Source organism: Vreelandella populi, from assembly GCF_003989825.1.
GTDB lineage: Bacteria > Pseudomonadota > Gammaproteobacteria > Pseudomonadales > Halomonadaceae > Vreelandella > Vreelandella populi.
This window is the reverse complement of the sequence record NZ_RZHE01000006.1, coordinates 79,779-100,217: the sequence shown is the minus strand read 5'-3', so window position 1 is coordinate 100,217 and position 20,439 is coordinate 79,779. Positions and strand designations below refer to the sequence as shown.

At 58.7% G+C, this 20,439-nt stretch carries 13 protein-coding genes; 7 read left to right on the top strand and 6 right to left on the bottom strand.

All coding sequences use genetic code 11. The annotated features are described in order from the left end of the window. Positions 1–176 precede the first annotated feature (176 nt). Positions 177–938 (top strand): hypothetical protein, encoded by a 762-nt coding sequence (locus ELY25_RS05470; protein ID WP_126950280.1) that lies wholly within the window; start codon positions 177–179, stop codon positions 936–938. Positions 939–1,126: 188 nt separating this feature from the next. On the opposite strand, the gene recD is transcribed toward ELY25_RS05470, so the two are convergent. Continuing rightward, complete coding sequence (gene recD, locus ELY25_RS05465) at positions 1,127–3,421, bottom strand: exodeoxyribonuclease V subunit alpha (RefSeq protein WP_126950279.1); 2,295 nt, start codon at positions 3,419–3,421, stop codon at positions 1,127–1,129. Continuing rightward, positions 3,418–7,218 (bottom strand): exodeoxyribonuclease V subunit beta, encoded by a 3,801-nt coding sequence (gene recB / locus ELY25_RS05460; RefSeq protein WP_126950278.1) that lies wholly within the window; start codon positions 7,216–7,218, stop codon positions 3,418–3,420. Before recB ends, recD begins: the two co-directional genes overlap by 4 nt. Before the next feature lie 243 nt (positions 7,219–7,461). Between recB and pncB the strand changes: the two genes are divergently transcribed. Continuing rightward, entirely contained in the window at positions 7,462–8,640 is a 1,179-nt protein-coding gene (pncB, locus tag ELY25_RS05455; RefSeq protein ID WP_126950277.1) for a nicotinate phosphoribosyltransferase, read from the top strand. A gap of 29 nt (positions 8,641–8,669) precedes the next feature. Here the strand turns inward: pncB and recC are convergent, their stop codons facing one another. Next, positions 8,670–12,278: an exodeoxyribonuclease V subunit gamma gene (gene recC / locus ELY25_RS05450; RefSeq protein WP_126950276.1), complete on the bottom strand. Its 3,609-nt coding sequence runs from the start codon at positions 12,276–12,278 to the stop codon at positions 8,670–8,672. A gap of 144 nt (positions 12,279–12,422) precedes the next feature. On the opposite strand from recC, the gene ilvD reads away from it, so the two are divergent. The 3 genes from ilvD (at position 12,423) to ELY25_RS05435 (ending at position 16,364) form a co-directional block, all read left to right on the top strand. Beyond that, on the top strand, positions 12,423–14,108 hold the full coding sequence (ilvD, locus tag ELY25_RS05445; protein ID WP_126950275.1) for a dihydroxy-acid dehydratase: 1,686 nt from the start codon (positions 12,423–12,425) through the stop codon (positions 14,106–14,108). 770 nt (positions 14,109–14,878) lie between these two features. Next, positions 14,879–16,075: a chromate efflux transporter gene (gene chrA / locus ELY25_RS05440; RefSeq protein WP_126950274.1), complete on the top strand. Its 1,197-nt coding sequence runs from the start codon at positions 14,879–14,881 to the stop codon at positions 16,073–16,075. A 109-nt stretch (positions 16,076–16,184) separates the two neighbouring features. Beyond that, on the top strand, positions 16,185–16,364 hold the full coding sequence (locus ELY25_RS05435; RefSeq protein ID WP_126950273.1) for a hypothetical protein: 180 nt from the start codon (positions 16,185–16,187) through the stop codon (positions 16,362–16,364). Between the two features lie 81 nt (positions 16,365–16,445). Here ELY25_RS05435 and ELY25_RS05430 read toward each other — a convergent pair whose 3' ends face one another. Beyond that, positions 16,446–16,718, bottom strand: coding sequence for an XRE family transcriptional regulator (locus ELY25_RS05430; protein ID WP_126950272.1), 273 nt, complete (start codon positions 16,716–16,718; stop codon positions 16,446–16,448). Between the two features lie 209 nt (positions 16,719–16,927). Here ELY25_RS05430 and purE point away from each other — a divergent pair, with 209 nt between their 5' ends. Together purE and ELY25_RS05420 are read left to right on the top strand one after the other, a co-directional pair. Further along, positions 16,928–17,443, top strand: coding sequence for a 5-(carboxyamino)imidazole ribonucleotide mutase (purE, locus tag ELY25_RS05425; protein ID WP_126950271.1), 516 nt, complete (start codon positions 16,928–16,930; stop codon positions 17,441–17,443). 10 nt (positions 17,444–17,453) lie between these two features. Beyond that, entirely contained in the window at positions 17,454–18,575 is a 1,122-nt protein-coding gene (locus ELY25_RS05420; RefSeq protein WP_126950270.1) for a 5-(carboxyamino)imidazole ribonucleotide synthase, read from the top strand. Positions 18,576–18,631: 56 nt separating this feature from the next. Here ELY25_RS05420 and ELY25_RS05415 read toward each other — a convergent pair whose 3' ends face one another. Together ELY25_RS05415 and ELY25_RS05410 are read right to left on the bottom strand one after the other, a co-directional pair. Further along, positions 18,632–19,423 carry a TraX family protein gene (locus ELY25_RS05415; protein WP_126950269.1) on the bottom strand — a complete coding sequence of 264 codons (792 nt, stop codon included), beginning with the start codon at positions 19,421–19,423 and terminating at the stop codon, positions 18,632–18,634. Between the two features lie 210 nt (positions 19,424–19,633). Then, entirely contained in the window at positions 19,634–20,404 is a 771-nt protein-coding gene (locus ELY25_RS05410) for a transporter substrate-binding domain-containing protein (protein ID WP_126950268.1), read from the bottom strand. Positions 20,405–20,439: the final 35 nt, after the last annotated feature.

Here is a 20,439-nt window from a genome sequence, read left to right as displayed (position 1 = left end):
GATTCTGAACTAGAGGTGCTAATGGCACCGCAGAGTATAGTGTTGGGGGATAAAAATGAAACATAACAAGCCAATCAAGTCGGACGCCTAACAGTTGGCTACGTTCACTTCGTTCACAATTTTAGCCAACAATTATTCACCGCTTATTGGGGCGTTATACCTAAGGAGTTATACAATTGCAAAAAGATGAAAAGAACAATTCAGCTTCACGAGCTAGATGGCTACTTTTAAATGCTCAACGTCAAAATGATCAGAAGAAAACAATTGATGCATGGCGTGAGGTTTTAACATATGGTCAAGGAGACGAACTTGACGCATTTGAAGTTATTCGGCTAGTTGAACTTCTTAGAAATGAAGTAAAAATAACAGAGCGGCTCCTTGCAAAGGAAGGAGTGCCCGAAAACAAATATAAATCTCATATTAATAATGCATACCGAGCTACGGCTTTAGAGAATGTGAACGCCTCATGGGCAAACTACAGGAAATATATTACGCCTGAACTCCTAGTCTGTTTTTCGTTCGCTGAGTTCATTATTACCGACGACGAGCCAACATTTGACGAAGAAGAAATATTAAAAATTCAAGAGCTAATAGCAGAACTAGAAGCAAGCCTTGAGATAGGTGAGTTCTCGAATGAGTTGGTGGACTTTATAAATGACCAAATCGCGTTACTTAAGCGTGGCTTACATGATCTGTCTATTCGCGGGTCTAAGGCGCTTCAAAAATGTTACGTCGACGGTTTAGGTGAAATTATAGAAAATTCCGACGTTATTAAAGATAATCACGGGACTGAGCCGATTGAAAAGCTTCGGTCTGCATGGGAGCATATGAAGTCAGCAACGAACAAAGCCGCCGAACTTAATAAATCCATAGATACTTGGTCAAAAGTTACTGAGAAGGGTGCCAACCTTCTAGAGCATTTAGGTAATTTAATATAGGTATAATAAAGGAGCCTGTAAATAAAACTGTGTAAACCGCCTATCATTGAACCCGACTGGGTAAGGATAGGCAACAGCTTTTCTGTTGCGGCTTCGCCTCCACTCTAAAGCTACGCGTGTTGGCGGCGTTATATTGAAAGTCTGCTTCTGGCTGATAACTGACAATGCTAGAACCAGTAATATAAATTTTAATTAGCCACCGTCCCACTAACCCGCATAACCGCCCGAACAACCGCATCATTCAATATCCCGCGTTTGGCTTCCACCAAGGTAAGCCATTCGCGGGCGCGGGTGATGCCAGTGTAAACCAGCTCACGCGTCAGAATCGGATTGGGCGTTTGGGGTAGCAGTAGGGCGGTGTGTAAAAACTCCGAGCCCTGGGATTTGTGTACCGTCATCGCGAAGACGGTTTCTACCGCGTGCAGGCGCGAGGGCAGTACCCAGCGGATAGGGTTCTCAGGATCGCTGGTCGGAAAGGCGACTCGATGCAGTGAGCGGCCCGGCGTGCGCGGGTCGGGCACGGCGAGCGTAATGCCAATATCACCGTTCATTAGCCCCAGGCTGTAGTCGTTTTGCGTGACCAGCACTGGGCGGCCTTCATACCAGCCTTTCTCTAGTTCAATGTCGCCTGCGCTCAAAAGCTTATGGCTGCGTAGTACTTTGGCGATGCGTAAGTTCAAGCCCTCCACACCCCACGGCCCTTTGCGCAGCGCGCAGAGCAGTTGGAAGTGGCCGTAGGCTTTTAGCACGTCGCTGGCCCAGCTGTTATAGGTGGCGCGGTTATCTTCAAACGTTAGCGTTACGTCTGGGCGCTGTTTGTTCAACGTCGTCAGGTAGTGCCGATAACCCGTGGGCGGGGCGAGTTCTTCGTTACTTCTCTTATCGAGTCGGCCTTTACCCGCATTGGGGAAGCGCTCCGGGGAGCCGGTAACTACCAAACGCTCCAGGGCGCTGTCATCTTCACCACCCAGCACCAAATGATGCAGGTCGGCGTAGCCGTGGCGTAGCGCGCTGTGTACGGCGTTTTGTTTATCGCGCTCGTTGAGTATGGCGCTTAACGGCTGGTTGATCGCCTCGGCCAGTTGGCCAATACCGCTGGCGGCGTCAAAGCGATGGCTTACCCGCAGCATGGTAATTGCCTGGTCGAGCGCCTGGCCGTTGGGGCAGGTTAGCGCTTCGGGCAGCGGTTGGCTGGTGAGCTCGGCAAGCCACTGGGCGGTTTCCGGAGTGTAGTGGGCGGCCTCGGCGCGGCGGCATAAATCGCCCAGCACGGCACCAGCTTCCACGGATGCCAGCTGATCCTTATCGCCCAGCAGCACCAGCTTGGCGTGGGCGGGCAGGGCGCTGAGCACGGCGGTCATCATCTCGATATCCACCATGGAGGCTTCGTCGATCACCAGTACATCCAGCGCCAACGGGTTGTTGGGGTTGTGGCGGAAGTGGCGGGTATCCGGCCTTGCGCCTAGTAGCCTGTGCAGGGTGGTGACTTCCGTGGGAATAGAGGCACTTAGTTGTTCAGTGCATGAATCTTCGCCCAATGAATTGGGCTCCCACAAGGCAGCAAGCTTATCAGTGGGTAGTAAGCTGACCTGCCCGGCGATGGATTCATTCAGCCGGGCGGCGGCTTTGCCGGTAGGTGCGGCCAGGCGAATGCGCAGTGCCTGTTTGGGCGATTGGGCCAGCTGCAGGGTTTGCAGCAAAGCAAGCAGACGCACCACGGTGGTGGTCTTGCCGGTGCCGGGGCCGCCGGTAATAATCGCAAAGTGGCTGCGCGCCGCCAGCGCACAGGCTACCTTCTGCCAGTCCAGCATGTCGGTGGCGGGAAACAGCGTATCTAGGGCGTCTTTAAGCAGTAATGAGCGACCAACGCTGGGTGTTGCCTTCTGGGCAGTCCTAGCGCCAGTAACGCTTAATCGCGCAGTAATTTCCTGGTGCAGGGTTTGTTCGTACTGCCAGTAGCGGCGCAGGTAAAGCCGCGTGGTGTGCGGGGCATCCGAGCGTACCAGCGGCGTATTGCCGTGGCCGCTGCAGATCAGCGCGGGGTGCTCAAGCGCCGCCTGCCACTCGGCAAGCGTTAGCGTGGCCAGCACTTCACTGGGTAGCGGCGGCGGGTCGCTCAGGTCATCGCCTTCAGGCGGTAGCGAAAGCGCGAAATCCGGCGCGCTTAGCGTGGCGCTTAAATCCAGGCATACGTGGCCACGGCCCAACTGGTGGCTGGCAAGTGCGGTGGCAAGCAGAAGCAGTGGCGGTACCTGGCCCACCTCACGGGCGAAGAAGGCCACCAGTGCGCGGTCCAGGTCGCGCAGCCAGCCGCGGGCTACCCAGCGCTCGAAAAGCGCCAGTAGGGCGTCTCTATCGCTAAGGGCGGGGTGTGGCTTGCGGGCCGGGATTTCCACCACGCGGTTAGCCGGCTTTGAGGGGGCGGCTTCCGGCGCTGGCGGCTCGCTATCGCCGAACAGGTCCAGGGTAAGTAAATCTCTCATGCCGTTTCCTTCAGGCCTATGTTGCTGGCCGTGCCTGCAAATAACGCATCCAATGCTTCAATCAGCTCAACCGGCGCGGGCTCCGGGTGTACACCGCGCGCCACGGTGCGGCTACCGCGCAAGAATACCGTGAGGGAGCCGCCCAGGTGCTTGCGCGGGTCGTAGTCCGGCAAGCGGGCTTTTAACAACCGGTGCAGCGCCAGCAGGTAAAGCGCGGCCTGCAGGTCGTAGCGCTTTTCAAGCAGTGCCGCACTCAGTGCCTCAAAGGTGTAGGCGCTGTCGTCCGCGCCCAGGTAGTTGGATTTCCAGTCCAGCACGTAGAAGCGCCCCTCAAACTCGAACGCCAAATCAATAAAGCCTTTCAGCATACCGTTGAGCGTGTCGGCATCCAGCGCAGGCCTGGCCATGCCGGGGAGTAAGTGCTGGCTAACCAGCGCATCCAGCGCCTGGGTATCCACCTGATGGGCGGCGAACCAGAACTCCAATTCTACCTGATAGCCGCTTAGCTGGTTAAGCGCTACGCTTCCTTGCTGACTGGGAAGCGGCAGCGCGGTGCTGAGCAGATCCTCAAACCAGCCTGCCAGCGGCTCATACCACGCCTGCCAGCCGCGCAGCTGCAGGCGGCGGCGCAGGGTGTCTTCACGGGTGGCGGCGTCTTCAAGCGCCTTGGCAAAGCCCAGCTGGCCTGCCCACTCCAATAGGCCGTGCAGAAAGGTGCCGGGGCCAGGGCCGCGCGGGAAGCGGTGCAAGTGGCTGGTGGCTGCACTTGGCTGCTCACTGTCGGCCTGCAGGGGGAAGTGAAGAGAGGAGTGAAAAGAGGAGTGAGTGGTTACACTCGGGGCGCTACCGACTAGAGGGGAGCCTTTAAGCAGGTCTTGCGGCTCATCCAGCATTTCAAACGTGGTGGCTTCCTGGGGTGTGGTGGGCTCCGGCGTGGGCGAGGCGGGAGTATTGAGGTCCCCGCCTGAAATACCGCCTGTGGTACGCAGCGCCGAGTAGCTGGCAATCCACCACTGCTCACGGGCGGAACGTGTGGGCGTGCGGGCCTGCCCCAGGGCTTCGTGCTGTTGGGCGGGTGTAAAACGTAAGGCTGTAGGTTCCGGCGCAGGGCCAAAAGCTATTTCGCTTTTATCGACCAGCGTGCCAAGCGCTTTGCCGAACTCACTGGGCGCAATGGTTTTGCCACCATTAAGCAAATAGCCCAGGGCGCTGCCTTCGCCCTCTTTTAACGGCGCAAGCCCAAGCCAGGTGGCGTGGCGGGCGCGGGTCAGGGCCACGTAAAGCTTGCGTAAATCTTCGCCCAGGCGTTCGCGGTCGGCGGTGGCTAGCGTTTCATCATCAGCGCTCAGGCTTAGCTGTAGATTGCCTTCGCCATCGTGCCAGCGCAGCGGCACATCGCCCTGTTTGGTGGGGCGGTGGTTGGCAATAAAGGGTAAAAATACCAGCGGGTACTCAAGCCCCTTGGATTTATGAATGGTGACTACCTTGACCAGATCCGCATCGCTCTCCAGGCGCAGCTTGTGGCTGTCGCCGTGGCTTTCCGGGTCGGCAATCGCTTCCGCCAGAAAGCGAATCAGGGCGTGCTCGCCGTCCAGCTCCTGGCTTGCCTGCTGGAGCAATTCACCCAGGTGCAGCAAGTCGGTTAGCAAGCGCTCACCGTCGGTAAACTCAAGCAGCCGGGCGGGGATATTAAAATCCACCATCAGCTTGCGCACCAGCGGCAGCACGCCTTGGCGCTGCCACAGGCGGTGGTAGCGACTGAACTGTTCCACCCGTGCTTCCCAGGCAAGCTCGCTTTGATTGAGGTGATCTAACTCGTTCAAGCTAAGCCCGAGCAGCGAGGTGGCCAGTGCTGCGCGCAGCTTGGCCTCCGCCTGGCGCGAGTTGGCCTGGGGCTCGGCGCAGGCCCGCAGGCAGGTTTCCAGCTGCTGGGCAATCGGCGAGCTGAACACCTTGTCGTTATCCGAGAGATAAACGCTTTTAACACCCCGGCTGGCTAGCGCCAGACGAATAGCGCGGGCTTCCTGCAGGCCGTTGACCAGCACCGCCATATCGGAAGGCTTTAATGGAGTTAGCTCACCCGCCGTTTCAAAACCTGCTTTTTGGTTGCGGCCCGCTTCCAGCAGCATGGTCATATGGGAGGCGCAGCGCTCGGCCATTTCAAGCTGGTAGGCGGTTTTGGAAAGCGGCTCGTCCGCTTCCAGCTGCCACAGCGTCATGGCGGGCAGCGGCTCGCCATTCAGTACCAGCTGGTCGTCGCGGCCTTTTGCGCCCACCGGTAAAAACGGCAGCGGGTTATCGCCGCCCTCGTCACGGAATAAAAACGCGCCCGTTTCGTGCTGGTCGGCGTAGTGGAAGCAGTGGTTAACCGCCTCAACCATCGCTTTGCAGGAGCGGAAGTTGGTGCCTAGTGTGACATGGCGGCCTGCGGTGTCCTGGCGGGCTTTCAGGTAGGTAAAAATATCCGCACCGCGGAAAGCGTAAATGGCCTGCTTGGGGTCGCCAATCAGCATCACCGCGCTGTCGCGGCGGGGTTCAGCCACCTTATACACCGCGTTAAAAATGCGGTACTGAATCGGGTCGGTGTCCTGAAACTCGTCGATCAGGGCAACCGGAAACTGGCGCTGGATCTGGGCGGCCAGCGCATCACAGTTGGGGCCTTGCAGGGCGCGGTCCAGGTGGGTGAGCAGGTCGTTGGGGCCCATCTCGGCACGGCGCTCCTGCTCGCGCTCCAGGCGCTTGCGGCACCACTGCACGGCGTGAATCAGCAGGTCATTACGTGGCTCGGGCAGCGCGTTAAGCTCGCCGGGCAGTTGGGCCAAGGCTTCCCATACATAGGGACAGGGCGGCGTACCCACTTTCCAGATGTCGGCCATGCCATCAGGCGTCATGCGCTTCCAGGCGGCATCGGTCAGCGTGGGGCGGTCAGTGTCGCCTGTGCACCATTCGCGCAGCGCCCCCAGCCAGTTGGCGCGGCTTTTGGCGTTGAAGCTTTGCCCTTTGAAGGCTTTCTGCTTGGCGGCTTCTTCCAGGGCGGGCACCAGCTCATCCAGCCAGGCAGCCCAAGGAGCTTTTAACTCATTAAGCTTGGCGGCACGGGCGGCCTGGCAGGTAGTCAGCGTTTGCTCCGGCTCCGGGCGCAGCTCGCCCAGGGCATCACACTCGGGCAGCAGGCGCTGTAGGCTGGCGTGCAGGTCATCGGGGGATTGCCAGTAACCCACAATGCTTTCAAGCGAATCGCTTTCAAGGGCGTAGTAAAAGCTGCGCCAGTAGTCGCGCACTACGTCCTGCTCAAGCTCGCGCTGGTCGTTTTCCAGGTTTAGCGAGAACAGGCTGCCGCTATCAAAGGCGTGCTCGCGCAGCATGCGATAGCACCAGCTGTGAATGGTGGACACCGCGGCTTCGTCCATCCACTCGGCGGCCAGCGCCAAACGCCGGGCACAGGCGGGCCAGGCCGAGGGTGGGTAATCACTGCGCAGCTCCAGCAGCAGCTTGTCGCCGGCTGGCTGAGTAGCGCTTGCTTCATTACGAAAGACCTCGGCGGCTTCCACCAGCCGGTTGCGAATCCGCTCGCGTAGTTCCTGGGTTGCGGCGTTGGTAAACGTGACCACGAGAATTTCGGGCGGCGTCAGCGGGCGGATAAAAGCGTCGTCGTCCTCTTTGCTGCGCCCACCCAATACCAGGCGCACGTATAAAAGCGCGATGGTGAAGGTCTTACCGGTACCGGCGCTGGCTTCAATCAGGCGGCTGCCGTGCAGGGGCAAGCTCAAGGGGTTGAGTGGGGCGGGGTGGCTCATCACTGATCTCCAGGAGCAGGCGCAAGCAGACACAAAAAGCAGCACGCCCCGGCGGGAAAAGGGGCGGTTCGGGGCACTATATCGCGATGCCCCTTAGGGAGCAAAAAGCAGGGAGCAAAAGGCACTCACGAGCGGTGTGGGCTGGGAGCCGGCGCCGTCACCTGCTAATCTTGTCGGCTAGCCACTTTGCGGGCAACCGGTTTACGCTACCGCGGCTTCTGTTCACGTTGATGATGAGACTCCATGCTGACCTCGCTTCTGGATAACGACTTTTACAAAATCACGATGCAGAATGCCGTGATTAAACGCTTTCCGTATGCCCATGCGCGTTACGCCTTTATTAACCGTGGCGAACATGCGTTTCCTGATGGGTTCGGTGCTGAGCTTCGCCGCGAAATCGATAAGATGGCGAAGCTTCACCTGCGTGATGATGAAAAGCGCTATCTTGAAATAACATGCCCTTATCTTGATCCTACTTACCTCGATTTTCTTGCCGGTTTTCGCTACGACCCCACTGAAGTGATTATCGAGCAGCAGGGGGCGGATCTTTCGGTGGTCATCGAAGGCCCCTGGTATCGCACCATTCTCTGGGAAGTGCCGCTGATGGCGCTGATCAGCGAGCTTTGGTATCGGCTGCGCGGGATTACGGTCACGCCTGAAGCGGATGCGGTGATCGAGCAGCGCGCTCAGGAGAAGATCGAGCTTTACCGTCGCATGGGACTCAAAATCGCTGAATTCGGTACCCGGCGACGCTTCTCCTTTGACGTTCACGACCGTGTGGTGGGTGCGCTTCACCATCATGGCGGCGAATCGTTTACCGGCACCAGCAATGTGCTGCTGGCCATGCGCCACGGTGTCAAGCCGATTGGCACCCACGCCCACGAGTGGTTCATGTTCCACGGGGCGCGCTTTGGTTTCAAGATGGCCAATAGCCTGGCCCTCGAGCACTGGGTAGATGTGTACCGGGGCGACCTGGGCATCGCGCTAACCGATACGTTTACCACGCGGGCCTTTTTCGACAGCTTCGATAAGAAGTTTGCCAAGCTGTTCGACGGCGTGCGCCACGATAGCGGCGATCCTATCGATTTTGCCTCCCAGACGATTGCTCATTATGAGCGCCTGGGTATTGACCCGATGAGCAAGGCGATCATCTTTTCCGATGCGCTCACCCCGGAAAAGATCGAGCGCATTCATGCCTTCTGCAAAGACCGTATCGGCATGGCGTTTGGCATCGGCACCAACTTCACCAACGACGTGGGTGAGGAGCCCATGAACATGGTGATCAAGATGGTCGAGGCGCGCCCTGAAGGCCAAGGCTGGCTGCCGGTCATCAAGCTTTCCGATGTGCCCGAAAAGAACACCGGCGATCCGGAAATGATCTCGCTGGCCAAGCGGATATTTCTGGTTAACCAGCGAGATTAGACGGACCGCTATTCCTTTACCGAGCGATGCTACTCTTTCACCGCACGATAAAGGGGCGCATAGAGTACTTCTGTTAGTGAGGCGAAGGTGTGACCCTGGCCGGTAGATTCACCGGTACGTGCGTTAAATAGCGCCTCAAAGCTGGGCCATTGGCGGGCGAGGTAGGCGCTTTGTGCCACTTCGCCGGTCTGAAAACGGCCACCTTCATAAGCGTTTGCCGCTGCGCTGAAGGCGTCGCTCTCGGGCGTGCTTTCCGGGTTGCCCTCTTTGCCCAGCCAGGCAAAGGCTGCCTGGGGTGCCAGCGGCAGGGGCGCTGCCATGCCATCCTGCCAGCACTGCAAGATAGTCGTTAAATGATCCCGCGCCGTATCCGCGTCTAACGGTGCAAAGCGCACATGACCCGCCTTGGAAAGCAGTTGCGTCGTCATGGGCGAGACCGCATTGGCCGCCAGGTGCGCCACCCAAGGGCGCAGTAGATGCTGCCAGCGGTACTGCCCACGGCCGCGCCCCTGGCTAACCAAGCTATTGCTGAGCAGCAGCAGGCGGCAGCGGTTGCCGTCCTCATCCGTGCGAAGTTCGTTAATCCAGTCGTTAATCGAAAGCGCATGGGCGCTAAACGCAACCGCCTGAGGGGCTTCCTCCGGATAGGGCCATTCAGCAAGCATGTCCTGGTAATCATCGAACAGTGCCTGCATGGGTTCGGCCAGCGTTTCGCGCATGCGCTCGCCAAAGGCGCCCACGGCCAGCACGCCCTGGCCCTTGATACGCTCGAGCGCGGCAAACATGGCCTCTTCGCGAGGCTCGCCGTTATCCACCGCGCGGCGCTGGGCAGCAATCAGCTGGTCCTGCAGCTGCCAGTGCTGCAGGCCGTTAAGCACAAATGGCTCCACGTCCAGCTGGGTCAGGGCCTCCTGCTCAAAATAAACCCCCAGGCGGGTATTGAAGAACGCCTTGGCGGGTTCGCGTAAAAAGCTGCCTAGCTGGGCCAGGGTAAGCGGAATTTCCTGCTCAAAGGCGGGCAGGGCGCTTTGTTTTTCAACGATACTGTCTTGTGGGGCGTGCAACGCGTGCCACTCATGAGCATAGGTGAACAGCCGCGCCTGCGACGTCGAGCTGGCGCCAGCGGCAAAATAGCGGTGGCTGAATGGCTGCAGCGGGTGCTCGGTGGTAAGCGCATCCAGAAGCGGCTCTCTGTCTTGGTTCTGGCTTTGCCAACCAGCGGCCAAGTGGTCGCGCAGTTGCCCCACCAGCACCGAGGGCGGCATGGGGTTGTTGTCGATCTGGCTACGGCCCACCCAACTGATGTAGAGCTGATGGCGAGCGGAAAGCAGCGCTTCCAGAAACAGGTAGCGGTCATCTTCACGCCGCGAGCGGTCGCCGGGGCGGTAGTCGCTGCCCATCAGATCGAAATCCATCGGCGGCTGGGAGCGCGGATATTCGCCGTCGTTCATGCCCAGCAGGCACACCCGCTTGAACGGAATCGCGCGCATGGGCATTAACGTGGCGAAGTTGACCGCCCCGGCTAAAAAGCGCTGGGAGAGACTGTGCTCATCAATCTGCGAGAGCCAGTGTTCGCGCACCATGGAAAGTGGCAGATTCTCATTAAGCTCGGCCTCTTCGGTGCTATCGAACAGCTGTTGAAGCGCGCCTTCCAGCTTGGTCAGCATCACGCTTTCTTCGGCATCATCGGTAAGAAAGAAGGTTTCCAGCAGCTCGCGCAGCCGGATAACCCAGTTGGCCGCGGTAGTAGGCTTACAGAAAACCTCCCAGGTGGTTTCCAGCTTTTCAAGCAGCGTGGCCAGCGGCCCGGCCAGCGAGGCCTCAAGACCGCCGATGTCGTCGAACGGCTCAATCCCCTGCCACGCATCGGCCACACCTACGGTGTAGCCCAACAACAAACGGCGCAGGCCAAACGCCCAGGTGTTCTGGCTCAAGCCTTGGGGTAAATCAAGCTGCATGCGCTGCTGGGCATTCAACCCCCAGCGGATACCCGCACCTTCAATCCAGCGGTTAAGCGTGGGCAAGTCGCGCTCTTCAATGCCGAAGCGGGCACGCAGGGCGGGTACGTCCAGAAGATCGAGCAGATCGCTCACCGAAAGGCGCAGTTCCGGCAGGCGCAGCAACTTTTCCAGGGCAATCATCAGCGGCAGGCGGTGGCGGCTGGCCTGGTCTGAAAGCGTGTAGGGAATATAGCGCGGGTCATCGCGGCCAGCGGTGCGGTAGTTTGAGCGGTACTGACCAAACACCGCTTCAATATGCGGCGCGTAGCGGTCGATATCCGGCACCATGACGATGATATCCCGCGGGCGTAGTTCCGGGTCGGCGCTGAACGCGGCCAGCAACTGGTCGTGCAGAATCTCCACTTCACGCTGGGGGCCGTGGGCGATATGAAACACAATCGAGTCGTCTTGGTTTACATCAACAGCGGGCCAGGTGGTTTGGGTTTCGGCCACCGGGCGCAGCTCACGGATATCGTCCTGCAGCTGGCTGAGCAGGCAGGAGTATTCCGGCGTGCTGAAGGGCTCGAACATATCGATACGCAGCGCCTGCTGTTCAAACAGGGTTTGGTAGTTGCCTGCATCGTCATGCTCATCCAGCAGGCGCAGGTAGTCGCGCCCCTGTTTGCCCCAGGCCGCCAAGAGCGGCTGGGCATGCAGATGCAGGGCGCTGTCCACATCGCCATCACCGAGGACGTCCAGCGCTTCGGGCATGCCCGCTTTACGCTGCTGGCGGTAGCGGTTGGCGCGTAGCAAATCTTTATGTTCGATGATATCTGCCCAGTAAAACTGGCAGGGGTTGTGCACGCACAGCACAATCTGGCAGCAGCGCGAAAGCGCTGCCAAGGCTTCAAGGGTTTGCTGGGGCAGTGAGGAGATGCCAAAAATAATCAGCCGCCGAGGCAAACCTGAGGGGCAAGCCTGACCTTCAAGCTGTTCGGCCACCTCTAAAAAGCGGCTATGCACCTGGGCGCGGCTGCTGTTCAGCCCGGCCTCGCCCTGAGTGACGGCAACGTCATCACGCAGGGCGCGCCACAGCTCCGGTTGCCAGCGCTGGTGCTCTTCCAGCGGCCGGGCCTGGCCGCTGGCGGTAATCAGCACATCCTCACCTTTTGCCCAGGCCTCAAGCCAGTCGGCGCGGTACACCTGATATTGATCGAACAGATCCGCCAGACGCTCGGCCAACTGATAGTGCTTGCGCTGGTCGCGGTCAGTTTCCAGAAAGCGGGCCAACGGGGCAAACGCAGGCTTCTCTGCCAGGCTAGGCAGTAAGCGCAGCAGGCGCCATACCAAGCGCGACTTATCAAACGGCGAGGTCTCAGGCACCGCCTGGGCGTCGCCGGTGATGTGCGTTAACACCGTACGATAGGCCTGCCATAAAAAGCGCGCGGGCAGCGTAACGTTCAGCGCTGCCGCAATGCCCGCGCCACCTTGCGCCGGGTCTTCTGCCAGGGCCAGCTTCAGCCACTGGCCGATGCCGTTGCTCTGCACCAGAATCGTTTCGTTCTCAAGCGGGCCTAGCGGGTGAAGGCGCATCCACTCCACCGCTAGCCCGCGCAGGTCTTCCAGGCGGTTGGCATGCACCACCATAAAACCCGGCGTAAGGGACGATGTATTGGCAAGCAGGGAGTGTGACGACATGCAGCGGTATTTCCTTCACGGGAGTAGCGGTAAGGCATAGTGCTTAAGAGACAGTGCTATGGTGCCATAAGTTAAACGTATTGCGGGATGCGAAATAACACCTCAAGCTGTGTTGATACCGTGCACAACACAAGAGAGAGCCCTATGACCGATACATCGAACCATACTCGCCGCCATTCCGCCCCGGTGGTAGATGGCGTGGGCAAAGCCGCCAGCCGCGCCATGCTACGTGCCGTGGGTTTCACCGACGACGACTTCAAAAAGCCCCAGGTGGGCGTGGCTTCTACCTGGAGTATGGTGACGCCATGCAACAGCCATATTGGCGAGCTTGCAGAACTGGCCCGTGATGGTGCCGATGCCGCAGGCGGCAAGGGCGTCATTTTCAATACCATCACCATTTCTGACGGCATTGCCAACGGCACTGAAGGCATGAAGTACTCGCTGGTCTCGCGGGAGGTCATCGCGGATTCTATCGAGACTGTCGCGGGCTGCGAAGGCTTTGATGGCCTGGTGGCGATTGGCGGCTGCGACAAGAACATGCCGGGTTGCGTGATGGGGCTGGCGCGTTTGAATCGCCCCAGTGTGTTTGTATACGGCGGCACGATCATGCCAGGCAAAGGGCATACCGATATCGTCTCGGTATTCGAAGCCATGGGCGCCCATTCACGTGGCGATATAGACCTGATTGAGCTCAAGAACATCGAGGAAACCGCGATCCCCGGCCCCGGCTCCTGTGGAGGTATGTACACCGCCAATACCATGGCGTCGGCCATTGAAGCATTGGGAATGAGCCTGCCGGGAAGCTCGGCACAGAACGCGATTTCCCAGGAAAAGCGCGATGACTGCAAGGCCGCAGGCGAGGCGGTGCTTGAGCTGCTGGCGCGCGACATCAAACCTTCGGACATCATGACACGCAAGGCGTTTGAGAACGCGATTACCGTGGTAATTGCCTTGGGTGGCTCGACCAACGCGGTGCTGCACCTGATTGGCATGGCGCGCACTATCGGCGTTGAGCTGACGCTTGAAGACTTTACCGAGATTGGCAAGCGCGTGCCGGTAGTGGCGGATCTTCGCCCCAGCGGCCACTACATGATGAGCGAGCTGGTGGCGCTCGGCGGTATTCAACCGCTGATGAAGAATCTCTTGGAAGCAGGTTTGCTCCACGGTGACTGCCTGACGGTGACCGGCAATACTTTGGCGGAAAACCTGGCTGACGTTGCGCCTTACCCGGACGACCAGCAGATCATCGCACCGCTGGATAAGCCGATTAAGGCCGAAAGCCATCTGCGGATTCTTTACGGCAACCTGGCGCCGGAAGGTGCGGTTGCCAAGATTTCCGGCAAGGAAGGCGTGCGCTTCTCGGGTACGGCACGTGTGTTTGGTTCAGAAGAAGAAGCCCAAGCACGGATTAACGACGGCACCGTCGTGGCGGGCGATGTTGTAGTCATCCGCTATGAAGGCCCCAAAGGCGGCCCCGGCATGCGCGAAATGCTCACGCCCACCTCCGCGATCATGGGCCGTGGTTTGGGCAATGATGTCGCGCTGATTACCGATGGACGCTTCTCCGGCGGCAGCCACGGCTTTGTGGTCGGGCATGTATCGCCCGAGGCATTCGAAGGCGGCCCGCTGGCGCTGGTGGAAAATGGCGACCGCATCACCATCGATGCCGAGGCGGATACCATAGAGATGCACGTGGCCGACGACGAACTAATGCGCCGCCAGGCAGCCTGGCAGCGACCAGAACCGCGCTATACCCGCGGTGTGCTGGCCAAGTATGCACGGCTGGTAAGCTCGGCAAGCACAGGGGCGGTCACCGACCAAAGCGAATAAGGACCGTCCACCCGTTCACAAGGCTGGGGCAAGCGCCATACCCGTAGCGCGTGGTAAGCGCCAGCGCACCCGCGGAAGCAGCGCGCCCAGCGCTGCCGGGGTTGGTTATGTGGCGTAAAAGCAAGATCAGGTGGTATGGCCGGGCGGCTTAACAGCCGCCATTCGCGGGTGCCTCATTCGCTCGTGCCTCGCGAGATTCGTTACCACGCGCTACGGTTGCATTACCCAACCTTGGTGCCGTATCCGCAGCGCGTGGTAAGCCGCCAGGCGCGCCCGCAGCGGCGGCTTGGCGCGGAAACAGAGTGGCGAGCGCTGCCGGGGTTAGGTGAAGGAGGCGTAAAAGCAAGATCAGGTGGTACGGCCGGGCGGCTTAACAGCCGCCTCCCGCGGGTGCCTCATTCGCTCGTACCTCACGAGATTCGTTACCACGCGCTACGGTTACATTACCCAACATAGGCGCCGTACCCGTACCCGTACCCGTACCCGTACCCGTAGCGCGTGGTAAGCCGACAGGCGCACCCGCGGGAGCAGCGCGGCGAGCGCTGCCGGGGTTAGGTGAAGGGGGCGTAAAACAAGATTTGGTGGCACGGCCGGGCGGCTTAACATCCGCCTCTCGCGGGTGCCTTATTTGCTCGTGCCTCGCGAGATTCGTTACCACGCGCTACGGTTGCAGTGCTCTACTTGAGCGTTGTTTCCTTTGTTCATTCATTGTCATCACCGTGTCAAACGTGACGTTTATGCTCGGCATTTTATTTCAAGGAACCGGTGCCATGACGCAACAAATGGCCGCTCGTGCCCATATCGGCGAGGTCTTCAGGGTTTTCTTGCTGCTCGGTTTGACCTCTTTCGGCGGGCCGGTGGCGCATCTGGGCTATTTTCGTACTGAATTTGTGGAGCGTCGTCGCTGGCTCACTGAGACTGCCTATGCGGATTTGGTAGCGCTCTGCCAGTTTTTACCCGGCCCTGCGAGTAGTCAGGTGGGTTTTGCCATAGGGTTACTGCGCGCCGGGCCTTGGGGGGCGGCGGCCGCTTGGTTTGCCTTCACACTGCCTTCGGCCATGGTGCTGGTGCTGTTTGCCCTCGGGGCATCGCTGCTGGATGGCCCGCTTGCCAGTGGCATTATTCACGGCTTGAAAGTGGCAGCGGTCGCCATTGTGGCTCACGCGGTGTGGGGCATGGCGCGTAACCTGTGCCCCGATAAAACCCGCGCCGGTATTGCGCTGCTGGCCGTGTTGACGGTGGTGGGGGTGAGTGGGTCGCTTGGTCAGGTAAGTGCCATCATGCTCGGTGGCCTGGTGGGTTTGGTGATGTGCCGGGAGACTGCTGCTGCCTCACAAAACGCGACGCTTCACTTTGGAGTGTCGCGTTCGGTAGGCGCCATGGCCTTGGGTCTCTTTGCTGGGCTACTGATTTTGCTGCCACTGTTAGCGGAGAGCGCTATTTGGCTGGATCTTATCGACGCGTTTTACCGCTCAGGCGCGTTGGTATTTGGCGGTGGGCATGTGGTACTGCCGCTGCTTGAAGCTGAAGTGGTACAGTCAGGCTGGATAACGCCGGATGCGTTTTTAACCGGCTACGGGGCGGCGCAGGCCGTACCGGGGCCGCTGTTTACCTTTGCGGCTTATTTAGGCGCGCTGGTGCCGGGCGTTAATGGGCTGGTCGGTGCGTTATTGGCCCTGCTGGCAATTTTTGTACCCGGGTTTTTACTGCTGATCGGCGTACTGCCATTCTGGAACCGCTTTCGCCAGTGGGGCAGTGCTCAGGCGCTAATGCGCGGTGCCAATGCAGCGGTAGTGGGGATTCTGGGGGCGGCGCTCTATCAGCCGGTATGGACAAGCGCCGTGATAGGGCCTTATGAGTTTGCCTTGGCACTGACAGGCTTTTTACTGCTAACGGTATGGAAACTTCCCGCCTGGGCGGTAGTTGTGGTGATTGCGTTCGGCGGTCTCTTTATATCGACGCTATAGGTAGACCTGACTTTGCCATTAATCAAAAGCGGCCCAGCACCTTTTCCCTTAACGGTTTTGTCTTCTACGCTGGTAATACGCCAATTGTCGTAAACCCAAGGAGAGTAGAATGTCTACCCGACAAGCCCGTATCGACCCTGTGTTTGATGTCAGCGACCTGAAAGAAAAAATTACTGGCTATCAAGTCGTGGATGTATCCCAGCCGGAAAATGAGGTCGTGGTTTCTGAGCATACCTCTGAGAAAGAGGCGATTCAGGCCGCCGAAGAGTTCGAGCAGCGCGAAGTCTAGCTGGCTACCTGCTAATCGACTCAATAAAAAACGCCTCGCATTTGCGAGGCGTTTGTCGTTTGGGTCAAAGGAAGGCTACTGCTATGGCGCCTCCAATTCTAGTGTTCGACGCAGGACATTGAGTTCATCAATATCCAGGTGCTCAAGCCGGCCGGCGAGCAGGTCGCTTACCTTTTGAACTGGAAGTCCTGCCTGGCGGGCAATTTCCCGGCTTCCAAGGTCTGAAACTGCAATCAAACGCGTAATGATGCGCATCAGGCGCGTGCGTTTCTCTAGATCCCTGACATCGAGGTCAGGGCTACTTCGCGGAGGATCCAGCGTTTCTGCGCGAGCAGTCGAGTATGCCGTACTCATGTGACTCCATAAGTCTGAAATGACACGTACACAATGCCGCCAACGCAGGTGCTTTTCAATGTTTAATTTGATGAAAATTTCGCGACATTTGTGAACACCCGCTTGCCGCCTAGCTCTGGTAAACTATGCGCCTTATTTTTGCGTGCGCAGCCTCTTTCGGCGTGCGGCACTTTTATCATTTTATAAGGCCACTGGCCGGGGAGAATGGCATGTCGTCGAATAGCGCACCCAAAGTGGGCGTCATCATGGGGTCCAAATCCGATTGGCCGGTGATGGAGCACGCGGTGACGATGCTGGAGCGTTTGGGCGTGGCTTATGAAACGCGCGTGGTTTCCGCTCATCGGACGCCCGACCTGCTGTTCGACTATGCCAAAAGTGCAGCGGAACGTGGCCTGCAGGTAATTGTGGCCGGCGCTGGGGGGGCAGCTCATCTGCCAGGCATGGTGGCCTCGCAAACGCCGCTACCCGTGCTGGGCGTGCCGGTTGAGTCCAAGGCGTTGAAAGGCCTTGATTCACTTCTTTCGATCGCCCAGATGCCGGGTGGCATTGCAGTGGGCACGTTGGCGATTGGCAAGGCAGGTGCCACCAATGCGGGCCTGCTCGCCGCACAGATTGTCGGCTTGCAGGACAGTGCCGTGCGCGATGCCGTTGAGGCTTTCCGTACTGAACAGACCCAGTTGGTATTGGATAACCCGGACCCGCGCCCCGCGCCGGATACAGAATAAGGAGACATCCATGAACATTGGCGTTCTAGGCGCAGGCCAGTTAGGCCGCATGCTGGCGCTGGCGGGTTATCCGCTAGGCAACCGGTTCACCTTCCTGGATACCACGGGTAACCCAAGCGCGGGCATTGGCGAGGTTATTGTTGACCCGGATAACCAGCACCTGGCCGAGTTTCTTGCCAAGGTCGATGTCGTGACCTATGAGTTCGAACACCTACCGGTAATGCTTGTGCAGGAGATCGAAAAGCACAAGCCGGTTTACCCTAGCAGCCGGGCAATCGAGGTTTGCCAGAACCGGGTTGAAGAGAAAGCCCTGTTTGACCGCCTGAACATCCCCACCCCGTCTTATCGCGTCGTTGAAAGCGCCGAGCAACTTGAAGCCGCTGCCCGTGAGCTTGGCTGCCCGGTGGTAGCGAAGTCCGTCACTGAAGGCTACGACGGTAAAGGCCAGGCGGTATTGAAAGCGTCGGAAGAGGCGGCCGAGGCTTGGCAGAGCATTGGTCATGCGCAGCTGATCGTCGAAGCGTTTGTCGATTTTGTGCGTGAAGTATCCATGATTGCCGTGCGCGGCCGTGATGGCGAGGTGGTTTTCTACCCCATGGCGGAAAACCAGCACGTGGGCGGTATTCTGCGTTATTCGGTAGCGCCACTGCCGGACCTGGACGTTCAGGTTCAGCAAACTGCCGATACGTATATTCGCACCTTGCTGGATGAGCTGGATTACGTAGGCGTGTTGGCCCTTGAGCTGTTCCAGACCCGTGATGGCAGCCTGCTCGCCAATGAAATGGCGCCACGGGTGCATAACTCCGGCCATTGGACGATGGATGGCGCGGTGACCAGCCAGTTTGAGAACCACCTGCGGGCTGTTCAGGGTTTGCCGCTGGGTAGCACTCAGGCCATTGCGCCCACCTGCATGGTCAATGTTATCGGCCGGGAAGGCGACAATACGGCCATGCTGGCGCTTTCCAATACGCACCTGCACCGTTACGACAAAGCCGAGCGGGCAGGGCGCAAGCTGGCCCACGTGAACGTGGTGGCGGCTACCCATACGGAGCTGCTGGAAAAAGTCCGCGCCTGCCAGGCGCTGATACCTGACGCTCCTCCGGTTGAGTGGAGTTTTTCCAATACGCTGTAATGTAAAAGCCGCCTCATTGTGAGGCGGCTTTTTTATCTTCCGTGCAACGCTAAAACCTACCAGCCCAGCGCAATTCGACCAGTGATCAGTAGCCACAGGGCAATTAAAGCAAAATGCCCGGGGTACCAGGCAAGCCAGAGCCTGCGTGGCATGGCTACTTGCACGGCAGGGATTCGGCGCGCCGCGCCTGCGGCGAGTATCAGTACTAGAACACAAGTACCTACGGTAAACGATTTAGCCATATCCGAGGCGTTCATCTGCCCGGCGATCCACAGTACCGGGAACGCGGCAAGCCCTGCCCATAAACGCGCCTGAAAATGCGAGTCCGCCTGGCTGAGCGCGTGCATGGCAAACATGAATAGCGGAATCAGCAGCAGGCCGTTGTGGCCGTACTCTACCCAGAAACCCAGTAGGTACCAAAGCGTGACTCCCACTGCTGCCCCTAGCAGCAGCCAGCCAAACCCCAGGGTCTGCTGCTGGTAATGCTGCCAGCCCAGACGCACCAGCGTCCCCAGGGCCAAGCCGCTGGCCAGGGTAAAACAGACGTTAAGAATCAGTACATCGGAGGCGCGTGGCATCAGCATGTAAGGCACTTGTGCCACTAAACCAATGATGAGGATACGCCGTGAATAGCGCAGTGGATTACGCGTATTGAACAGTCCATGCCAAGCCACCATGGCGGCAAATAGCGGAAAGGCAATTCGGCCAATGGAGGAGCCTGCCCAGCTCAAATCCCAAGGGAGTACGTAGCGGGTAAGATGATCCACCGTCATGGTGATCAGCGCCAGCCACTGGCCCCATCCCGTCCAGTGGGAAGAGGGTCGTAACGGTGACAATGCATTAGCCATAAAACCTCCCTGTTGGTCACTAGCCTGCTTTGAAAGACTGATAGTAGCACGGCTAGTTCACTGAATTTGCTCATCTTGAGAGCAAGCCAGGCAAAACCGAGCGGCGTTAAACGCACAGAAAGCGGTAAATATCAGGTAAGGAGTGAGAGAGGATGAATGCAGGGGGAATAAGGTGAGAACCTCCCCGGGCGAGGCCGGGGAGGGTAGAGATTACTCTTCGCCGAAGTAGCGAGCGAAAATCTCGTCGTAGGTGCCGTCTTCTTTCAGCGTGGCGAGTGCCTCGTTGAATTTCTCGGCCAGCGCTTCATCACGCTGGCGGAAGGCGATACCAAAACCGTCACCAAAGTACTCTTTAGGTTGGGTGATTTGCTCACCCACGATGGTGTAGTCACCGTTGTCGTTTTCTACCAGCGTTGACTGGCCGATCGGGAAGTCGAGGAACACGATATCCAGACGCTGAGCGTCCATATCCAGCACCATATCGTCGGCGGTGGAGTAGCGGCTGATATCGGCCACGCTGCTGTAGTTATCGGTGACGTAGTTGTCCTGGAGTGTGCCGCGCTGAACGCCGATGGTCAGGCCTTCAAGCGTTTCTTCGTTGGCTTCATCGATATCTAGATCACTTGCCGCAAACCAGGCTGACGGCATGGTGATGTAGGGGTCGGAGAACAGCACCTGCTGGCGACGCTCGTCGTTGATCGTCATGGAGGACATGACGGCGTCGTAGTTGCGTGACAGAAGGCCGGGGATGATGCCGTCCCACTCTTGTTCGATCCACTCGCAGGTCACGCCGATTTGTTCGCACATGGCGTTGCCGAGATCAATGTCGAAACCGGTCAGGTCGCCTTCAGCTGTGCGGTACTCCATCGGCACGTAAGGAACATCAACACCAATACGCACGTGATCGTAGTCGCGTGCCTGGGCAGAAGAGGCCGCAGCGACAGCCAAACCGATCAAGGAAACCGATAGCAGTTTTTTCATTATTAAACTCCGTTGTAAAACAGGTTCACGCAAAG